The 20751-nt window shown below is 36.3% G+C and carries 15 protein-coding genes; 4 read left to right on the plus strand and 11 right to left on the minus strand.

The annotated features are described in order from the left end of the window. Positions 1-15 precede the first annotated feature (15 nt). The 3 genes from OZP07_RS07945 (at position 16) to OZP07_RS07955 (ending at position 6047) form a co-directional block, all read left to right on the plus strand. Complete coding sequence (locus OZP07_RS07945; RefSeq protein WP_281637898.1) at positions 16-4350, plus strand: CusA/CzcA family heavy metal efflux RND transporter; 4335 nt, start codon at positions 16-18, stop codon at positions 4348-4350. A 10-nt stretch (positions 4351-4360) separates the two neighbouring features. Beyond that, positions 4361-5482, plus strand: coding sequence for an efflux RND transporter periplasmic adaptor subunit (locus OZP07_RS07950; protein ID WP_281637899.1), 1122 nt, complete (start codon positions 4361-4363; stop codon positions 5480-5482). Between the two features lie 67 nt (positions 5483-5549). Further along, positions 5550-6047, plus strand: a complete 498-nt coding sequence (locus OZP07_RS07955; RefSeq protein WP_281637900.1) for a DUF2231 domain-containing protein — start codon at positions 5550-5552, stop codon at positions 6045-6047. Positions 6048-6340: 293 nt separating this feature from the next. Here the strand turns inward: OZP07_RS07955 and OZP07_RS07960 are convergent, their stop codons facing one another. The 4 genes from OZP07_RS07960 to OZP07_RS07975 are packed head-to-tail and all read right to left on the minus strand — an operon-like array spanning position 6341 to position 9145. Next, positions 6341-7525 carry a DUF3570 domain-containing protein gene (locus tag OZP07_RS07960; protein WP_281637901.1) on the minus strand — a complete coding sequence of 395 codons (1185 nt, stop codon included), beginning with the start codon at positions 7523-7525 and terminating at the stop codon, positions 6341-6343. A gap of 18 nt (positions 7526-7543) precedes the next feature. Further along, positions 7544-7777, minus strand: a complete 234-nt coding sequence (locus tag OZP07_RS07965; RefSeq protein ID WP_194643600.1) for a DUF4266 domain-containing protein — start codon at positions 7775-7777, stop codon at positions 7544-7546. After that, on the minus strand, positions 7774-8667 hold the full coding sequence (locus tag OZP07_RS07970; protein ID WP_281637902.1) for an FAD:protein FMN transferase: 894 nt from the start codon (positions 8665-8667) through the stop codon (positions 7774-7776). Before OZP07_RS07970 ends, OZP07_RS07965 begins: the two co-directional genes overlap by 4 nt. Before the next feature lie 40 nt (positions 8668-8707). Next, positions 8708-9145 (minus strand): thioredoxin family protein, encoded by a 438-nt coding sequence (locus OZP07_RS07975; protein WP_281637903.1) that lies wholly within the window; start codon positions 9143-9145, stop codon positions 8708-8710. 317 nt (positions 9146-9462) lie between these two features. Between OZP07_RS07975 and OZP07_RS07980 the strand changes: the two genes are divergently transcribed. Then, a complete protein-coding gene (locus OZP07_RS07980; RefSeq protein WP_281637904.1) occupies positions 9463-11964 on the plus strand; it encodes a cation-translocating P-type ATPase in 2502 nt (833 codons plus the stop codon). Between the two features lie 94 nt (positions 11965-12058). Here the strand turns inward: OZP07_RS07980 and OZP07_RS07985 are convergent, their stop codons facing one another. The 7 genes from OZP07_RS07985 to OZP07_RS08015 all read right to left on the minus strand — a co-directional run bounded on the left by OZP07_RS07985 (position 12059) and on the right by OZP07_RS08015 (position 20632). After that, a complete protein-coding gene (locus OZP07_RS07985) occupies positions 12059-12664 on the minus strand; it encodes a 5'-methylthioadenosine/S-adenosylhomocysteine nucleosidase family protein (RefSeq protein WP_281637905.1) in 606 nt (201 codons plus the stop codon). Positions 12665-13333: 669 nt separating this feature from the next. Then, complete coding sequence (locus OZP07_RS07990) at positions 13334-13519, minus strand: YgaP family membrane protein (RefSeq protein WP_281637906.1); 186 nt, start codon at positions 13517-13519, stop codon at positions 13334-13336. A gap of 132 nt (positions 13520-13651) precedes the next feature. After that, a complete protein-coding gene (locus OZP07_RS07995) occupies positions 13652-13960 on the minus strand; it encodes a hypothetical protein (RefSeq protein ID WP_281637907.1) in 309 nt (102 codons plus the stop codon). A 73-nt stretch (positions 13961-14033) separates the two neighbouring features. Next, positions 14034-17312, minus strand: a complete 3279-nt coding sequence (locus OZP07_RS08000) for an efflux RND transporter permease subunit (protein ID WP_281637908.1) — start codon at positions 17310-17312, stop codon at positions 14034-14036. Between the two features lie 67 nt (positions 17313-17379). Next, positions 17380-18471 carry an efflux RND transporter periplasmic adaptor subunit gene (locus OZP07_RS08005; RefSeq protein WP_281637909.1) on the minus strand — a complete coding sequence of 364 codons (1092 nt, stop codon included), beginning with the start codon at positions 18469-18471 and terminating at the stop codon, positions 17380-17382. 54 nt (positions 18472-18525) lie between these two features. Beyond that, positions 18526-19839 (minus strand): TolC family protein, encoded by a 1314-nt coding sequence (locus OZP07_RS08010; protein WP_281637910.1) that lies wholly within the window; start codon positions 19837-19839, stop codon positions 18526-18528. A gap of 151 nt (positions 19840-19990) precedes the next feature. Then, positions 19991-20632, minus strand: a complete 642-nt coding sequence (locus tag OZP07_RS08015; protein WP_281637911.1) for a Crp/Fnr family transcriptional regulator — start codon at positions 20630-20632, stop codon at positions 19991-19993. Between the last annotated feature and the right edge of the window lie 119 nt (positions 20633-20751).

Genomic DNA, 20751 nt, shown 5'->3' on the forward strand with positions numbered 1-20751 from the left:
AAATTAAGAAGAAAAATGTTAGAAAAAATTATTGCTTTCAGTTTAAAAAATAAAGCGGTTGTTTTGCTTTTTACTGCTTCAGTATTGGGATTTGGTTTGTTCTCTGTTTTCCAAATTTCTATAGGGGCTGTCCCTGATGTGACTAATAACCAGGTACAGGTAATCACCACTTCCAGAAATCTTTCTACACAAGATATTGAGCAGTTCATCACCTATCCGGTTGAAATTGAAATGGCCAATTTACCCGGTGTCGAAGAAATTCGTTCGGTTTCAAAATTTGGTTTGTCAGTGGTAACGATTGTCTTTAATGATGGTATAGGTACATATCTTCCCCGACAATTGATTGCCGAAAAATTAAAATCAGCTTCAGAAAAAATTCCGGAAGGTTTCGGTGTGCCTGAGATGGGACCGATTACAACAGGTTTGGGAGAGATTTATCAATATACTTTGGAGGTAAAGCCCGAATATAAAAAGCAATATTCAGTCACCGATTTACGTACACTTCAAGATTGGGTTGTAAAAAGACAGCTTTCAGGAATTAAAGGAGTTGTTGAGATTAATACGTGGGGTGGTTATTTAAAACAATATGAAATAGCCATTGTTCCTTCCCGTTTGAAAGCTATGAACGTTACCATGAGGGATGTTTTTACTGCGTTGGAAAAAAACAACAGTATTGCTGGTGGAGCCTACATTGAAAAAGTAAATCAGAGCTATTTTATCCGCGGTGAAGGAAAGGTCAATTCAATTGAAGACATTGAAAATATTGTGGTAAACAACACTAACGGTATTCCTGTTTATATTAAAAATGTTGCTCAGGTTCGTTTTAGTCATGCCAATCGCTTTGGAGCCATTACCGGTAATGGTGAAGGTGAAAAAGTGCTCGGTCAGGTGATGATGCTAAAAGATGCCAATTCTAAACAGGTTATTAGTGCTGTAAAAGAAAGAATAGCTCAAATTCAAAAAACATTGCCCAAAGGTGTTTATATCAATGGTTTCCTCGAACGCAGTGAATTGGTGGGGAAAACTACTTTCACCGTTGCCGAAAATTTAATTTTGGGTTGTCTTATCGTAATTTTTGTTGTGGTTCTTTTGTTGGGCAACTGGCGTTCGGGACTAGTGGTTGCTTCGGTAATTCCATTGTGTTTGCTTTTTGCCATTTCGTTTATGAATATTTTCGGAATTGATGCCAACTTGATGAGCTTGGGAGCAATAGATTTTGGAATTATTATTGATGGAGCGGTAATTATAGTCGAGTTTATAGCTTTTCAAATTGCCCATAAATCAAATGATTTGGTTAGTTTGAACAAAGAAGATCGTCAATTGGAAATTGATCAAATAACCTATAAAAGTGCTTCCAAAATGATGAATTCTGCTGTTTTCGGACAGCTTATCATTTTGATCGTATTTATCCCGATTCTTTCTTTGACCGGAATTGAAGGAAAGATGTTCAAACCAATGGCTATGACTTTCAGTTTTGCATTATTGGGAGCCATGATCTTTTGTTTTACTTATGTTCCGGTGGTTTCTTCTTTGTTTTTGAAACCAAAAGAGGAAAATCCTAATTCGATATCCTCTAAGTTAATTCAAAAATTAAATAGTTGGTATTTGCCGGTAATTACATGGGCATTACACAATACAAAAAAAGTCCTTTATGGATCAATAGCACTTTTGGTTTTTGCCGTAGCATTGTTTTCTACAATGGGAGGTGAATTTATACCAACGCTGGATGAAGGCGATTTTGTGATTCAGCCTGTGCTGAAAACTGGAACGTCATTGTCTAAAACGATTGCCACTACTACCAAAATTGAAAAAATAATTTTAAAGAAATTTCCCGAAGTGCTTCAGGTTGTGAGCAGAATTGGTGCTGCCGAAGTTCCAACAGATCCAATGTCTATGGAAGAAAGCGATATTATTGTAAAGCTGAAACCAAAAGAGGAGTGGGTTTCGGCTTCGAGCAAAGATGAACTGGCCGACAAAATAAAAGCAGCCATTACAGCAGAAATTCCAAACATGGAAATCGAGTTTACGCAGCCAATTGAAATGAGATTCAACGAATTGGTATCGGGAACACGTTCTGATGTGGCTATTAAAGTTTTTGGCGAAGACCTTACTATTTTGGCTCAAAAAGCACATGAAATAGAGAAAGCTATAAAAAATGTTGAAGGAGCTTCTGATGTTATTATCGAAAAAACAGCTGGTCTGCCTCAGATGTATGTGCAATATGACCGTTCCAAAATTGCAAGATATGGGCTTAATATTTCAGATTTGAATGACATGATAGCATTGAGTTTTGCAGGGAAAACGGTTGGAAATGTTTTTGAAGGAGAAAAACGTTTTGATATGGTGGTTCGTTTAGACGATGCAAACCGCCATGATATTGAAGATTTGAGAAATTTATATGTTTCTGTTCCAAATGGACAGCAAATTCCATTGAGTGAATTGGCTAAGATTGAATATACCGAAGGGCCTGCCAAGATTTCAAGAGACAATACCAACAGAAGGATTGTAGTAGGTGTAAACGTTAGAAACCGAGATTTGCAAAGTGTCGTGACCGACATTCAGAAAATCGTTAATACCAAAATAAAACTGCCTCCCGGATATTATGTGAAATACGGCGGACAATTTGAAAACCTGAATAGTGCGAAAGCTCGTTTGGCAATTGCAGTGCCTATTGCTCTAGTGTTGATATTCATATTGCTGCATTTTGCCTTTGGCTCGATTAAAGAGGCATTGATGGTTTATTCTGCCATTCCGCTTTCGGCAGTTGGGGGAATATTGTTCCTGTGGGCTCGTGATCTGCCTTTCAGTATTTCGGCTGGTGTCGGGTTTATTGCACTATTTGGAATTGCGGTGCTGAACGGTATCGTGCTGATTGAACATTTTAAAGAACTCAAACATAAAGGAATGACAGATTTGGATGAATTGATTTTAAAAGGAACAACCGACAGATTGCGTCCGGTTTTATTAACCGCGGCGGCGGCGGCTTTGGGTTTCCTGCCGATGGCTGTTTCTTCATCTGCAGGTGCCGAGGTTCAAAAACCATTGGCTACGGTGGTTATCGGGGGACTCTTCACCGCAACTATATTAACGATGATTGTTTTGCCGATTTTATATAAGTTTTTGGATGAAAAAGAAGTTAAAAAACCAAAGTTTAAATTACACAATAAATCGAATTTAATTATACTAATGCTGTTGAGTACTTCATTGGCATTCTCCCAAAACAATAATTCGGAATTAGATAGTCTGGTGGCAAAAGCCTTAGGAAACAACAAAGGGATAAAAGCAGCCGAACTTCAGGTGCAGCGAATGAAAGAGAATACAAAAACGGCCTATTCTTTTGATAAAACCAATGTGTATTATAGTTATGACCAAAACAATTTGGCTATTAACAATGTTCCGTTAAAAGTATTTGGAGTACAGCAGAAGTTCGAATTTCCAACGGTGTATGGGGCTCAAAAAAAAGTATATAATTCCGAATACAAAAAAGAAAAAGCCAATTATGATATTCAAAAAATGAAACTTTCATTGGAGGTTTCAAAGACCTATCAGCAGATTGTTTTTCTGCAAAATCAGGAAAAACTGTATATATATTTGGATAGTCTGTACCAAAATTTTTCGAATGCAAGCGGGAGAAAGTTTGAATTAGGTGAAACCAATTATCTTGAAAAAATTACGGCAGAATCCAAATTCAGGCACATCAGGTCTAAGCTTTCCCAAATTGAAAGCGAGAAAAGGGCACAGTACGAAATCTTATATTCTTTGATTCAGGCTGATGAAAAAATTACAGTTAAAAACAATCAGATTAAGCCTCTCGGTAAAGTTGTAAACGACACTGTGAAATCGTATTATAACGCTTATCTGAATAGTGTGACCAATGTATATGAAAATCAGTTGAAACTAAAAAAACAAAATTGGCTGCCTGACATAAATGTCGATTATTTTCAAGGAAAAAATAGTGGTTTGACACAGTCTTTATATGGATTTCAAGTAGGTTTGGCTATTCCTGTTTTATTTTCAGGGACTGTGTCTAAAACAAAGGTGGCAAAACTGGAACTGCAAAGCTGGGAGCAAAGAAAGCAAAATGAAGAGCGTAAAATTGACAACTATGTGACCCAAAAGAATAATGAATTAATGAAATATCAGGAAGCTTTGGATTACTATAATAAATACGGGAAAAAATTGTCTGAAGAGATTTTAAAAGTGGCCAATAAAAGCTATAAACAAGGAGAAATTGACTTTTTTCAATACATTCAAAGTTTAGAAAACGCAGCCACCATTCAGATAGAACATCTCGATGCTGTACTGCAGTTTAATAGTACCCAATTGGATTTACAATACCTTAATTTTTAAATTTAAATACATGAAATCGCCATTAATCATATACGCCCTACTATTTACATCATTGTTTTTTTCTTGTAAAGAAGCAAAAAAGACCGAAGCTATGCCTAAAGATGATGGATTGATTACTGTGACTAAGCAACAGTTTCAGTCTTCAGGAATGGAAATTGCTTCACCATCAGAACAGGATTTTAATGTAGTTATCAAATGTTCCGGAAAGATTGATGTCCCACCGCAAAACCGAGCTCAAATTACTTCGTTTATTGGAGGTTATGTTAAGTCAACCCATCTCTTGGTTGGAGATAAAGTAACCAAAGGTCAAGCTTTATTGACTCTGCAGAATACGGAGTTTTTGGATATTCAAAAGGAATACCTCGAAGTGGCTGAACAAATTAATTATTTAAAATCGGAATATGAGCGTCAAAAAACTTTATATGATGAGAAAATTTCTTCACAAAAAAATTATTTGAAAGCAGAAAGTGATTATCGTAAAACAAAAGCAATGTATCAAAGCTTGCGCGAAAAATTGCTGATGCTCAATATTAATCCTGCTCAAGTTGAAAAAGGAAAATTAACTTCGACAATAACTATTTATTCTCCAATTTCGGGTGATATTGTTATTATGAATGCTAATGTTGGTATGCCTATTTCTCCTTCCGATGTAATATTGGAAATCGTCGATACACAACATTTGCACCTGGAATTGTCTGTTTTTGAAAAAGATATTTTAAAAGTAAAAGAAGGTCAAAAAATTGAATTTACGGTACCTGAAGCTACAAAAGAAGTATTTAATGCCGAAGTTCATTTGGTTGGGAAATCCATTGAAGGCAATGACAGGACAATAAATGTTCACGGACATTTGGAAGACAACATTAAGCAAAAATTATTGACAGGAATGTTTGTTGAGGCTGGAATATTTGTGGATTCCAAGAAAGGTTTGGCGATTCCTGCGGAAGCATTAATTACAGAAAATAATAAAAATTTCGTACTTTTATTAGATAGTTCAAAAAAGGAATATTCTTTCAAAAAAACTAAAGTTACTCTAGGTGAAAAATCAGAGAAATACGTCGAGATAATTCCGGATAATGAAATTAACGCTACATCTAAAATCTTGACCAAAGGTGTGTTTGATATAGCAAATTGATTTTTATCACATTTATATAAAGGAAATAAATTAAAAAAGTCTTATAACCATTAAATTTAATAAAGTCATGAACGATGCACATTTACACATGGTAGTAAACCATTTTCCGATTATCGGAACCATTTTTGGATTTGGAATTTTGATAGCAGGATTGGTTTTAAAGAACAAGACCCTGATGAATACCTCTTATGTATTATTAATTGTTGCGGCCATTTTTGGGGCAATCAGTATGGGTACAGGAGAAGGAGCAGAGGAGTTCGTTGAAGATATGCCAAATGTCGGGAAACAGATTATTCACGAACACGAAGAGTTGGCCGAAAAATTAGCGGTATTGCTGTATGTTTTGGGAGCATTTTCGCTTGTTGGATTGTATCTGAATTTTAAAAATCATGCCAAAGCAAAATTACTTTCTTTTTTGATTGTGGTTATTTCTGCCATCGGATTAGTTTTGGTTCAAAAAGTTGGAACTTCAGGAGGGGAAATTCGTCATACTGAAATTAGAGCTAATGCCAATACAATGGTTAACGGAGCCGTAAAACAATTGGAAGAAAAGGAAGAAGATTAAGGTTTAGATTTATACTCGTCAAGGGATTGATATAAATCAAAAAAAATAGACTCAAGCGGTCTATTTTTTTTTGATTATAAAGTTGAGTATAAAATGTTATTAAGCTAAGGTTTTCTAGCTATCTTTTTTCTAAATAAGGCTCGCAAAGAAGCGAAGTCGCAAAGTAATACGTTAACAACTTTGCGACTTCGCATCTTTGCGAGATTGAATTTTATCCAAACTTAATAGCTTTGTTATCGAGTGCAGTCGAAAGCTATAATTGTTTCGACTGCGCTCGAATTGGCAATAAAATTTTATCTAAATTTAATATTAAGGCTTACAATGTCGGAAACCATGTTGGTGGTTCTGGTATAATGTCCATATCGCAATTCTAAAGTGTTCAAATGTTTGACACCAAAGACACCTTCGGGAGGTGTGAATTTAATGCCCATTCCAAAAAAGCCACTGTTAAATTTTGATAAATCATAATTACTGGTGTAATACTCATCTGCTGAGGTATGCTCGCCATGGGGCTTAAAGTATTTGGTTCCGCTCTGGGTATAATACCTGTAAAAAGGACTCAGTGAAAATGCCTGTGTTAATTTTACAGGAATTTCAAGGTCGACTGTATGTGACTTTATGCTCCAATCATCCGAATAATATCTGTAATAAGCTCTTAAAATTATGTTGTCTCCCAAGAAATAACTCGCCCTGATTCCTAGCGGAATTTTAAGCCTCGTATCCGGCATTTTTTCCTGGTGAACGGAACCGTCTGCAAAGTAAACGCGATGGAATGGAAGACTCAAATATCCATTCTGGCTGATAATGTCTCCAACAAGCATTATTTGGAGTTCCTTATTTATAATCTGGGAATAACTAAGTGTTCCTACGAAAGTATTTCGGTTAGCATTGTCATAACCTTGATGTCCGTATGTTCGGAGTTCAATAGGTGCAATTAGTTTTAATTGGTCGATAAAGGTTTGGAATTTGGCCGTAAACTCACCATTTCTATCTTTTGTTTTTTGAGAAAAACTAAGGTTCGCACCAAAAGACTGGTAATCAAATTCGCTTGAAGACGAAACACCTGCGCCAAAACTTCTCCCTTTATCTATATTTTCTCTAAGATAACTTAAAGATGGATAGAAACGAATGTCAGAAGATGAAGCTGATGAATTAGCACTTAAATCAATCATGTCTGAAGATGCAGAAGTATAATGATCAATTCCCGCTTCGATATCAAAAGTGTGTCTGATTCCCGTTTGTCCGTACTTGACAAGTTTTACGTCTATGGTATTGGCAATATCGGTAAGATGTTCCGAGCCAATTCCTCCCGTAACGGCTGAATTATCTCCATCTTGGGTATAATAACTGGAAACTAAATTTACTTCCTCGACTTTTAACTTTCGGTTTTCATAATTTGTTGTATCCTTAGAAACGTTTTGTGCTTTTAATTGGAAAAATGCCAATAAAGCAAACCCTGATATGAATATTCTTTTCATTTTTTATATTATCAAAAATTAATTACAGCCGCATCCTCCGCCGCTTTTTCCTGAATTTGCTCCGGAAGCTCCTTCTCGGTAGGATTGAAAACTGAGTTCTGTTTTTTCGATTTTTCTGTTGGAAAGTACCATTTCAGAATCGTTGATTTTTCCTTTCTGGTATTCTTTCACAGGACTGCAGGAAGCAAAGAGCGTTGTCGATAAAACGATACCGCATGCAAGCAGGAGTCTTTTCTGATTAGGCTTTTTCATTTTAAACGGATATTTTTTGAGGTGTAAATTTTATTGTTGTCATCTATTATAATACAGTGTAAATCGGGTATCTGATCGATCAAAAACAAGCCGGCTTTGATTCCCATCACCGCTATTGGAGTTGCCATTGCATCTGCAAACTCAGCATTTGGCGCTATGATAGTGACACTTTTTATGCCTGATATTGGAAGTCCTGTTTTTGGATCTATCGTATGTGAATATTTTTTGCCGTTGATTGTTACATATTTTTCATAATTCCCTGATGTAGCCACTGCGCTATTGGAAATTTCCATATAGGAGAAAGGCTTATTGGGAGAAACAGGATCGGCCACACCGATGGTCCATTTTTTGTTATCGGGCTGTTGTCCCCAAACGCAGAGGTCACCACTTGCATTAATAATTCCGCTTTTTACATTTTGTTTGAGAAGAATCTGTTTTGCCATTTCGGCGGCATATCCTTTTCCAATTCCACCAAAACCAATCCGCATCCCTTTTTCTTTTAAAAAAACGGTTGTATTTTCTTTATCCAAAATAATATTTCGGTAATCAATGAGATGTACCATTTTTAAAGCAGTTTCACTGTCCGGCAGTTTGGTCATTGATCTGTCAAAATTCCACAGACTTTTATCAATGCTTCCGTACGAAATATCAAAAGCACCCTGGGTAATTTTGGATATGCCGATGGATCTTTCAATGAGATTAAAAACTTCCTGGTCAACTTTTACGGGTTGAATGCCCGCATTTGCATTGATGAGATTGGTCTGGCTGTCATCGCTGTAAGTTGTAAGAAGCTTTTCAATTCTTTTGATTTCTTCTATGGCAGTCTCAATATGTCCATTGGCAGTCCTTTCATCAGCCGCTACAACGTTGATGGTAAATATGTTACCCATGAGTTTCAGGGATTGAGAATACTTTTGATCTTTATGCATATTATTTTCTGCTGTCACAGATTGCTTTTATCTCGGCAGTCCATTCCTCAGGACTGTTTTGAGGTTTTCCGTGCCATGTTTTAATTATTTTTCCGTTCGCGTCAAGCAGCAGTGTAAAAGGAAAGTTTCCTTCTTTGTTATATAATTCAGCTAGCTGTTCATTTTGCTTAACTTGTTCGGGCGTGCCTATGTTTTTCTTTTTTCTCGGAAAATCAGCATTAACAAGTACTAAATTTTTGTCTGCCATTTCTTTAAAAACCTCGCTTTGGATATAATCCCTGTGCAGTACAATACAAGGTCCGCACCAGTCCGATCCGGAGAAATTTAATAGTATCAGTTCGTTTTTTTCCTTTGCAGTTTTTTTTGCAATAGTAAAGTCAGTTTCCCAATTTATTGTAGGAATAAATGTTAAAAAAAGGAACATTGTTATCAGTTTCATAATGATTGTTTTAGATATACGAAATAACGAATTATAGCTGGTCTTATTTTTTTTCTCAGCTTAAGATTTAATTAATTTTAAAATCGGACAAAAAGGTTACTTCATATATTTAATAAATTTACAGCATGAAGATTTAAAATTATTCTGACAAGAAATAGGTGTGGCAGCACCTGAAAAAAACACGAATTACACTAATTTACACGAATTTGTTTATGAAAATTTGAATGATTCATGTCGATTTAAAACTTTATAATTAGTAAATAAATGCTTGATTTAAAGTTATTAAAAAAAATAAAATTAAAAATCTGAAATATTCGATGAATACAACTGAACAGGAATTAAAAGGACTAAGTTTTGACGAAGTAGTTGAAAATAGAAAAAAATTTGGAATCAATAAGAATGATTACAAAAAAGAGAACCGGTTTTTGGCTTTTCTAAAAATTGTATTTGCCGAACCAATGGTTGTTTTATTGCTTATTGCCTCTGCCATTTATTTTATCAACAGTCAATACAGTGATGCTGTTTTTCTTTCGGTTTCAATTTTATTAATTGTTGCCATATCACTTTATCAGGAAAAAAGAAGCCAAAATGCGCTGGCAAAATTACAGGAATTCACAGAACCTTTATGCAAAGTCATTCGTGAAGGACAACAGCAGGATATAAAAACGCATGATATTGTGGTTGGAGATCTCGTCGTTATTGAAGAAGGCAGTATGGTTCCTGCTGACGGTTTTATCATACGGTCGAATGATTTTTCAGTAAATGAATCGATACTAACCGGTGAATCGATGTCTGTTTTCAAGGATAGGAAAAAGGATGATAATACCGTTTTTTCAGGAACAACCGTTGTCAGCGGACTGGCTGTCATTCAGGTAACTGAGATTGGCAATCAGACCAATTTAGGGAAAATAGGAAGTAGCCTGGAAGCCATTTCAGAGGAGAAAACACCTTTAGAACTTCAGATTGGGAATTTTATAAAAAAAATGGTTTTTGCCGGAGCTTTAATGTTCATTTTGGTTTGGTGCATCAACTATATTAAACTTGGAAATATTCTTGGAAGCCTTTTGCTGGCACTAACTTTAGCGATGAGTATACTGCCGGAAGAGATTCCGGTTGCTTTTACAACATTTATGGCTCTCGGATCCCGCAGACTGATGAAGCTGGGAATTATTGTCAAGCAAATGAAAACGGTCGAAACATTAGGCAGTGCAACAGTAATCTGTACCGATAAGACCGGAACGATCACACAGAATAAGATGGAATTGGCAAGACTTTATGTGCCATCAGGTTCCGAGGTTTCAGCAGATACTTTCAGTGAATCAAAAGAAACAGAAGAACTCCTTACAATTGCTATGTGGGCAAGCGAGCCGATAGCTTTTGATCCAATGGAAATTGCCCTCCATAATGCTTATAAAAAATTCACCGATACAGATTTAAGAATTAGTTATAAAATGGTTCATGAATATCCTTTATCTGGCACTCCTCCAATGATGACGCATGTATTTCAAGAAGCTAATGGAAGTCGTATAATTGCTGCAAAAGGTGCACCCGAGGCTATTTTTGAAGTTTGTCATCTTTCAAAAGAAGAAAAAGAAAAGGTAACATTGGCTATGGAAAAACTGATGAGCAAAGGTTACAGGGTTCTTGGCGTTGCCAAAGGGGATCTGCAGGGTACTAATTTTCCGGAAACACAGCAGGAAATACCATTTATATTCAAAGGTTTGGTAGCTTTTTATGACCCGCCAAAAGACAATATTAAAGAGGTCTTACAGTCTTTTTATACAGCAGGAATAGGGGTGAAGATTATTACGGGTGATAATGCGCGTACTACAAATGCCATTGCGGAGGAAATTAACTTTTTGGGTTCCGATAAAGCGATTACGGGAGAAGAACTCATGAAGCTGAACGATGCAGAACTGCAAAGCAAAGTAATGAATATTAATGTATTTAGCAGAATGTTTCCCGAAGCTAAATTAAGGATTGTTAATGCCTTAAAAGCTAATGGACAGATCGTAGCCATGACAGGAGACGGTGTCAATGACGGTCCTTCGCTAAAATCGGCTCACATAGGCATTGCAATGGGAACAAAAGGTACGGCTATAGCCAAAGATGCAGCTTCTCTTATTCTTGTGGAAGATGATCTTTCTAAAATGGTGGATGCCGTTGCAATGGGCAGAAAGATTTATACCAATTTGAAAAAAGCTATTCAGTATATCATTTCAATACACATTCCCATAATCCTGATTGTTTTCCTTCCGCTTGCTTTAGGGTGGATCTATCCTAATATATTCAGTCCTCTTCATGTAATTTTACTCGAACTTGTTATGGGACCAACCTGCTCCATAATATATGAAAACGAACCTGCAGAAGCTGATACGATGCAAAGAGGACCAAGACCGATGACTTCGACTTTTTTTAATATAAAAGAACTTACGATAAGTGTTTTACAAGGGATTGCTATAACTTTAGGAGTATTACTCATATATCAGTGGTCATTATATAATCAATGGGATGAAAATAGTACTAGGAGCATGGTCTTTCTGACTTTAATAACAGCCAATGTTGTGCTTACGCTGGTGAATAGGTCTTTTTATTATTCATTATTGGTGACACTTCAATACAAAAATGTTTTGATTCCTATAATAGTAGGCATTACTGTATTTTTGGTCACATTATTGTTTGCTATACCATATTTACGTTCTTTATTTAGTTTTGAATCAATTACATTTTTTCAATTAATTTCATGTATTTCAATAGGTTCACTATCTGTACTCTGGTTTGAAGGGGTGAAGTATTTTAGAAGAAGAAAAAGAGGCTAATACCATTTTGTTACCTTTTGCCAAAAAAAATAAAACCTCCAAAATCATTCAGTTTTGGAGGTTTTTATTGGTTCTAAAAATGCTTTCTGATTTTTTAAAGTTTATCAGAGCTGCACTTATTTATTCCCAAAAGATTTCCATAAGCCATTGCTGCTTTATGAACCTGAATACTCCAGTCCTCAGCAGCATTATCATCAGCGCCATCCGAGATGTATTTCAGACACAAAAATGGAATTTGTTCTTTCATGGCAATCATAGCCAAGGCATAGGCTTCCATATCCACAACATTATATAACACTTCGGAGTGTTCCATCTCAAAACTATCGCCCGTTCCGCAGATTCCTTCCTGTAAACCGTCCATTTTTAAACCATATTCTAAAATAGGAGGTAAGCCAGATAGAGGAGTTTCATACAACTGAAAACCTAAACCGCGTACATCCATATCTCTTTGTATGAATTTGGTGCAGCAGACAATATCTCCTTTCTGAAAAAAGTTACTTCCAGCCGACCCCAGGTTCACAATCAATGAGGGTTTTTTATCTTGAATGATTTTTGTTAGTTCATAAGCGGCATTCACTTTTCCTATTCCTGTTATAATAGTGTTGCACTCTTCAAAAACATCGGCAGCTTCGGAGGCTAAGGCAAAAGAGAATAAAGTGTTTCTTATTGAAAATGAGTGATCGGTATTTATATTTATCATCGGTTTTTTTATTTTTTTGAATATGCAAAAATATTCATTTTTGAGCTGTATTCTATTGGCCTAATCATAAAACCAAGGCATTCGCTTTTAAAAGTTTCTGACACGAATTTCACCAATTAACACTAATTCTTATCAAAATTGAAATCAAATTTTACAACTTTTACAGTTTCGAATATTTTGTGTAATTAAACAGCAATCTTAATTCGTGCAGATTAGTGTAATTCGTGTCAGAAACTTTTAAAAGCGAATGCCGTGTCATAAAACTATTATTATTGGCTTCAAAAATTTTTCTCTTTTATTGGTCTCAAATAAAGTTAAAAACTATGCACTTTAGTGTATTCGCTTTTTGCCTCTAAAAAATATTCATTTGCCACGGATTCACAGATTTCAAAATCATTTTTATCTGTGAATCTGTGGCAATTTCATAAATTTTTCGGAATCCAATCTTGCAGATTTCCAGTTTATCATAGAACTAGACCTCTAAACTTTCAGTGTAGAGTGGTTTAGTTTATCATTATGTATTTTTAAATTAACTATATGAACAATAAAAGCCTGAATTTTTAAGTATTCAGGCTTTTAATTTTTATTTTTTTTCAAATAAAAAGCTATTTAAAAAAATAAGAGAGCTAATTTCCGTTGAAAACTTAGGAAACATAAATCTAAAATGGATTAGTCTTTGATGCCAAGTTTGCTAAGGATATCTTCAAGTAAACACCATTTGGTGATTGATGATTGCAATAAATTAGCTCCTACAAATGCGGTAAACCAAAGGAAATTTTTGTTGACATAAATAGCCAGAAGTAAACTCAACAAGATAAAACTCCCCGCAACGGCTCTGATAATTCTATTTTTCATATGTAAATAATATTTGTTTTTTTATTGGTAATGTGTAATTGCTTCGCCTGTTCGTCCCGATAATCATCGGGACTCGAGCCGCATATCTTCATTGGTGTTTTAAACCAATTCCCAGTCATGCTCATTTTATATTTAATTTATTTTTTCGATGTTTAATACAGCTATGTGAGTTTTTGAAGCAATATCCTGCTTGGAGTTTAGTTGTTCGATTTCTTCAAAAACAACTTCCATTTGTTGGCTTGGTAGAAAAGCATAGAACAGGGTAGAGTCGGTTTCTACCGTTTCAGCTGCAAACCAGTTGTTTTCAGTTTTTTCCGATTCGTTTAAATCTTTATGGCCTTTAACTTCTCTATAAGTAAAAGTGTTCACTTTTGATTTCTTAAGTATTGCTTTGACCTCAGAATCAAAAGCAGTAATGGCGGTTATTAGTACTAATTTCATTTTTAATCAGTTTAAATTTTAAAAAAATCAGGACTTGAATTTTAAGTTTAGACTTTCAAGCCCCGAAAAATATTTATTCTTTCTCCCACTTTTTGCGTTCGGTGATGTAATAAATTATTGGCACCACAATAAGCGTTAGTATAGTTGAAATAATTGCTCCAAACACTAGTGAAATTGCCAATCCTTGAAAAATAGGATCAAAAAGGATAATCGATGCACCAATCACAACCGCACCTGTGGTCAGCAGAATAGGAGTGGTACGAACCGCACCCGCCTCGATAATGGCTTGTTTGAGATTGATACCTTCGTTAAGCCTTATCTCAATAAAGTCGATCAGCAAAACCGAGTTTCGAACCATAACCCCGGCCAAAGCAATCATCCCAATGAAGGAAGTTGCCGTAAAGTAAGCCCCCAATAACCAATGCCCCAAGACGATTCCGATAAGTGACAGCGGAATGGCAAGCATCATCACTATTGGCGTTTTAAAGTTTTGAAACCACCCTACAATCAGCATATATATGATGACGATAACCACCATGAATGCCACTCCCAAATCGCGGAATACTTCGAGTGTAATTTGCCATTCACCATCCCATTTTACCGTAAAATCACTTTCATCGGTGGGTTGTTCCATATATAATTCATTCACTTTATAGCCTTTTGGCAAAGCTATTTTGGCAAGTTTTTCGTTCATTCCCAAAATCGCATACACGGGGCTTTCCAATGTTCCTGCCATATCGGCCGTTACGTAAACTACACGTTTTTGGTCTTTACGATAGATAGTTTTCTGTAAAGTGTCATTCTTTACCTTAACCAAATCGCTTACCGGAATCATATTTCCTTGATTCCCTTTGATTTTCAGGTTTTCAATATCCTGAAGGTTGGTTTTGTCTTTATCGTCAAGCGAAAGGACGATTGCTACATTATCATTTGATTTTTCGTCATACAGATTTGAAACCGGATATTCTTTTAACAGATAAGTAAGATTACCGACGATTTGCTGAGGTGCTATACCGTTTAGCATCGCTTTTTCCTTGTCAACTTCCAATTTGTATTCGGTTTGGTTGTCTTCGGTCATCCAGTCAACATCCACGATATCGGGAGTGTTTTTCAAAATAGTTTTCACCTGATCCGCCACTTTTATCTGCTCTTTGTAATCAGGCCCATAAATCTCGGCTACCAAAGTTGACAATACCGGTGGTCCCGGAGGCACTTCAATCAGTTTTACATTTGCGCCATATTTTTTGGCAATCTTCTGAATTTCAGGACGCATTTCTTTGGCAATTTCGTGGCTCTGTGCTTCTCTTTCTTCTTTGTGCAATAAATTCACCTGAATATCGGCCATATTGCTCCCGCCACGCATATCATAATGGCGAACCAATCCGTTGAAGGTAATTGGAGCAGAAGTTCCGATGTAGTTTTGGTAATTTACCACTTCGGGACGTGTTGACAAATAGTGTGCAATTTCCCTTGTTACCGCCGAAGTACGTTCCAACGTAGTTCCCTCCGGCATATCGATAACCACCTGAAATTCATTTTTGTTGTCAAACGGAAGCATTTTTACCAATACTGATTTGGTAAAGAACATTAGTATGGAACCCAATAATAAAATCACCGTTACAACCATCAATATCTTTCTTTTTCCTGAGTTTTCAAGAAACGGACGCTCGAATTTGTTGTAAAAACGGTATATCCAGTTCGTTTCAAGACCGTGAGTTTCTTTGTGCTCCTGTTCTTCTTTTTCTTCCGAAATGTTATTTAAATTTTGGTCGTTAGGAACCCACTTTTTAATTTTATTTGAAGAAAAATTGTGATTGTTGTGGGTTTCTTGAAGAAAATGATATCCTAAATATGGCGTCACAGTCAATGCAACGAACAAAGAAAGTATCATCGCTATAGAAGCCCCGATTGGCATTGGACTCATGTAAGGTCCCATCATACCTGAAACGAAGGCCATTGGCAAAATCGCGGCAATTACGGTAAATGTTGCCAAAATTGTTGGGTTACCTACCTCATTAATGGCATAAATGGCAGCTTGCTTAAACGGCAGACGCTTCATTTTGAAATGGCGGTGCATATTCTCGGCAATAATAATGCTGTCGTCAACTACGATTCCCACCACGAATACCAGGGCAAAAAGGGTGATTCGGTTTAGGGTATATCCAAGCAGATAGTAGGCAAATAAGGTTAATGCAAAAGTCAAAGGCACTGAAATAAAAACAACCAAACCGCCTCGCCATCCCATGGCCAGCATAACCAAAACGGTCACGGCAATAATCGCAATTCCAAGGTGCATCAGCAGTTCACCAACTTTATCAGATGCGGTTTCTCCGTAATTTCGGGTTACTTCTACATGAACATCATTTGGAACCAACGATTTTTTAAGCTGTTCTACTTTGTCCAAAATTTTGGCTGAAATTTTCATTGCATCGGCACCTTTTACTTTGCCAATAGAAATCGTGACAGCTGGATATTCGGATTTTGCAGTTTTAAATTTTTCATTGGTTTTTCCATATCCAAAAGATACATAACTTTTAGGTGTTGAAGGCCCATCCTGAACGGTAGCAACTTGTTTCAAATAAACCGGCATGTTTTTGTTTACCCCCACCACAAGATTTTCGACATCTTCTGTATTTGACAAAAATTGGCCTGTCGTTAACAAATACTCCTGATCGTTTTGCACAAAACTTCCGGATTGTGAACTCCCGTTATTGGCTTGGATCATTTGCATAATGCTCAAAGGATCTACACCGTTTTCAGTCATTTTATCTTTATCCAAAATCACTTTTACCTCGCGGTTTTGTCCTCCGATTTCTTTGGTGATTGCCACGTCCTTAACTTTCTCTATTTCCGAGGTCAATTCTTCGGCAATTTGGCGTAACTGAAATTCATCCTGTTTTTCGCTCCATAAGGTCAGTGCCAACATGGGTACATCGTCAATAGAACGGGTTTTTACCATTGGTTTATAAACGCCGGTTGGGAACATATTTTCATGTTTTGCCAATTCGTCGTATAATTTCACATACGAACGCTCAACATCCTGTCCCACATAAAATTGGACAATCATCATAGCCTGACCGTTCATGGCCATACTGTGTACGTGTTCAACTCCTTTGATGTTCGAGATTATTTTTTCCAATGGTTTCACTACTCGGCTTTCCACTTCTGCCGGGCTTGCTCCCGGATAACCAACCATGATGTCGGCCATAGGAACGTTAATTTGCGGTTCTTCCTCCCTTGGGATCAGAAACGAACTGTAAACCCCAATAATCATCAACGCTGCCATCAATAAGACAGTCAATTTTGAGTTGATAAAAAAATGGGCTATTCTGCCTGAAATTCCTTCTTGCATATTTTTTTTGTTTAAAGTTTTAGGTTTAAAGTTTCACGTTCTGTAGAAACTGAAAACTGTGGACTGTTTACTGAATACTGATTTTAGCTCCGTTATACAACTTTCCATCGGCCGAAATGATGTATTGCTCTCCTGCCGAAAGCCCTGACAATACTTCTGCTTCATTACCAAAAGTCTTTCCGATACGAAGCCATCTCAAAATAGCAACATTTCCTGCACCTACAGTATAAACCCCTGTCAATTGTCCTTGATGAATTAATGCTGGTTGAGGTATCAAGACTTTATCTGATGTTTGTGTCGTACTATTTTTATTGACTCCCGGAAATTGGATGTTTGCGAACATTCCAGATAAAACTGTTTTATCAGCTTCTTCCAAATTAATTTTTACCAAATATTGACCTCCGGTATTTTTGGCTGACAAACTCACTTCACTCACTTTTCCGTTCAGTGTTTTGTTTGTAGATTTAATCAAAACTTTCACCAGCATTCCGCTTGTTATCGATGCAATGTCGCTTTCGGCTACCATCGCGGTTACTTGTAGTTTTGAATTTCCTTCAACACTTACTAAAGGCATTCCTGGATTGGCCATATCTCCTTCTTTTACAAAAGTATTCGTCACAACTCCCGAAAAAGGTGCCGTGATATTGGAGTAGGCAAACTGTGCCATTACTTCGTTACGCATTTGTTTGGCACCTTCTAATCCGGCTTTTGCCATTTCATAACGGGCAGTCATATCATCCAATTCTTTTTGCGAAGCGCTTTGTTGTTTAAATAGAATCGTAAAGCGGTCGTAGTCTTTCTTGGCATTGTTGTACCCGGCAGTTGCCTGAAGGATGTTGGCATCTACTTGGGCTTTTTTGGCTTGTAAATCGGTATTGTTGATGCTCACCAAAAGCTGTCCAACAGTGACTTTTTGACCAACTTTCACGTGAAGCTTGGTCACATATCCCATCATACGGGTGCTTAGGTTAGCGCTGTTTTGGGCTTCAATTTTTCCGCTTGCCGTTATAAATGGGCTGTTGTTTTTTATGTCCGTGCCGCTTACTTTTACTGCAATTGCAGGTTCGTTAGCAATAACGTCTTTTTTCTCTCCGTTGCAGGAAGACAGCAAAACCAAAAGCGAAATCGTTAGTGTTGATTTTAAAAAGAAGTTCTTCATTATACTATTTTTAAAATTGATATTGATTCTTGTAATTGTCATTGATATTGGTTTTTATTTGGTTAAAAATTGAATATATTCTTGTGTGAATCGATATTCAAAAATGGCTTGCAGGTTTTCTAATTCCTTTTGGGACTGCAAGGTTTCGGATTGTAGTAAATCGGTTGTTTTTTCTAATCCCTGAGCAAAACGATTGCTTCTGATTTTGTAGGCTTCCTGTGCTTGTTCAAAAGCTAGTTGAGTTAGCTTTACGTTGTTTTCTGCATCCGAAAGCTGACGGACTGCTTGGTTTAGCTCCATCTGACTTTTGGCTTTATACTGCTCGGTTTCTGTTTGGGCTTTGTTGTAGTCTGCTTTTGCTTTTTCTAATTTTCCTATGGATTTGTAACCGTCAAAAACATTCCATGATAATTGCGCTCCAACCAAATATCCTTTGGCACTAGTCCCAAATAAATTGTCATCGTACATTTCATAACTTCCAAAAGCATTCAGTCTAGGAAGCAAATTCATTTTACCGGATGTTACCATTTTTTGGTAAGCTTCAGAGGATTTATCCATAGCCTGAATATCTTTTCTGTTTGTTGGTAAAACTGTATTTACACTGATAACCGAAAATTCACTTTCAAATTCTTCTGTCGGTTTGTACACTTTTTTGGATTGTTCATCATTTAAAAGAAAACCCAAATAATCCGAAGCATTTTGAACATTTGATTTGGCATACTGCAGCTGATTACTGATTTCGTTTACACGAACCTGCACATTCAATAAATCAGTTTTCTGTAACATTCCCTGCTTAAAATAGTTTTCAACCAATTTAAGATTGGCTTTGCCTGTGCTTTCGGCCTTTTGCAAAACCCTAACCGCTTTGTAAGCCAGTTGCAACTGCATAAACGCTTTGTTTACTTCGAGTTCCAGATATTCTTTGGTACGTTCGGTTTGCAAAGCAAAAGCATCCATTTTTGATTTTGCTGCCTGACGCCCGTATAAACCGTCAAGATTGATTAATGGCTGCTGCACTTCGATTTTGGTGGCAAAATTTTTAGTCCGTGAAGGATGATTTAAGACTGCCGGATTAAAATCTTCAGGACTGACAATAGCCTGATTTAATTTTGAACCAAAAGCCATCAGCGGATTTGTGGTCAGCATAGCGGTATGTGACACATTTACATTGGGAAGAAATAAGGAGTTTGACTGATGATAATCGGCCATAGCCGACTCATAATTTTTTTCAGCAATTTTGATTTGCAGATTTTTTTCGGACATTCTCTGTATCAGGTCTTTTTTTGAAATACGCAAAGTATCTTGACCGAAAGCGGTCCATGATAAGGCTAAGAGCCCGAAGAGAGTAAATATATTTTTATTTTTCATCTTTACAGTTGTTTCATTTATTTGAAGCAAAAGTAAGAGAGCGGGGAAAGGTAGTTTGTAACAATAGTTACATAGGGAACACATAAAATTTAAAAAGTCCCAAAAAGGGACTTTTACTATAAAATAGATAACTTGTTTGTGAATTAAAATTTTACAATAATTCTATAATATTTCGGTTGAGTTTTATTTTTCCTTCGTCTTCAAGCACCTTAAGCAATCTTGAAATGACCACACGTGAAGTATTGAGTTCATCAGCAATTTCTTGATGGGTAATCTGCATGATGTTTGTTTGGTTTACTTTTGCTTTTTCATTCAGATGTTTGATTAAACGCTCGTTCATATTCATAAAAGCAAGAGTATCAATCGCATTAAGCATCTCTTTCATACGGTTGGTATAGCTGTCAAAAACAAAGCTTCGCCAGCTTTTATATTTACCCAGCCATTCTTCCATTTTTTCGACAGGTAACATCAGTACAACTCCATCAGTTTCGGCCACAGCCCTGATTTCGCTTTTGGTTTTTCCCATGCAGCAGGCCATAGACATGGCACAAGTGTCTCCTTTTTCTAAAAAATATAGAAATAAGTCTCCCTGATCGGGAGCTTCCCTCAAAATTTTAATAACGCCTTCCAGTAACAAAGGCATTTTAAAAATAGTATTTCCTATTTCTATTAAAATATCCCCTTCTTTAAAGTTTTTAATTACTGCCACTGAAGTAATTTCGTCAATAAGGGTTTCTTCGAAAATATAACTGTAATGTTTTTGTATTACTGATTTTAATTCTTGCTGTGTCAATGTTTGTTAGATTTAGGGAATTATATAAAGATCGATTTTGTAACACCAAATCAAATTTTTAGCACTTTTTAAATTCAGATTTACTAAGAAAATATTGTAACGATTTATTTATCAGAAGT

This window comes from Flavobacterium marginilacus, assembly GCF_026870155.1.
Lineage (GTDB): Bacteria > Bacteroidota > Bacteroidia > Flavobacteriales > Flavobacteriaceae > Flavobacterium > Flavobacterium marginilacus.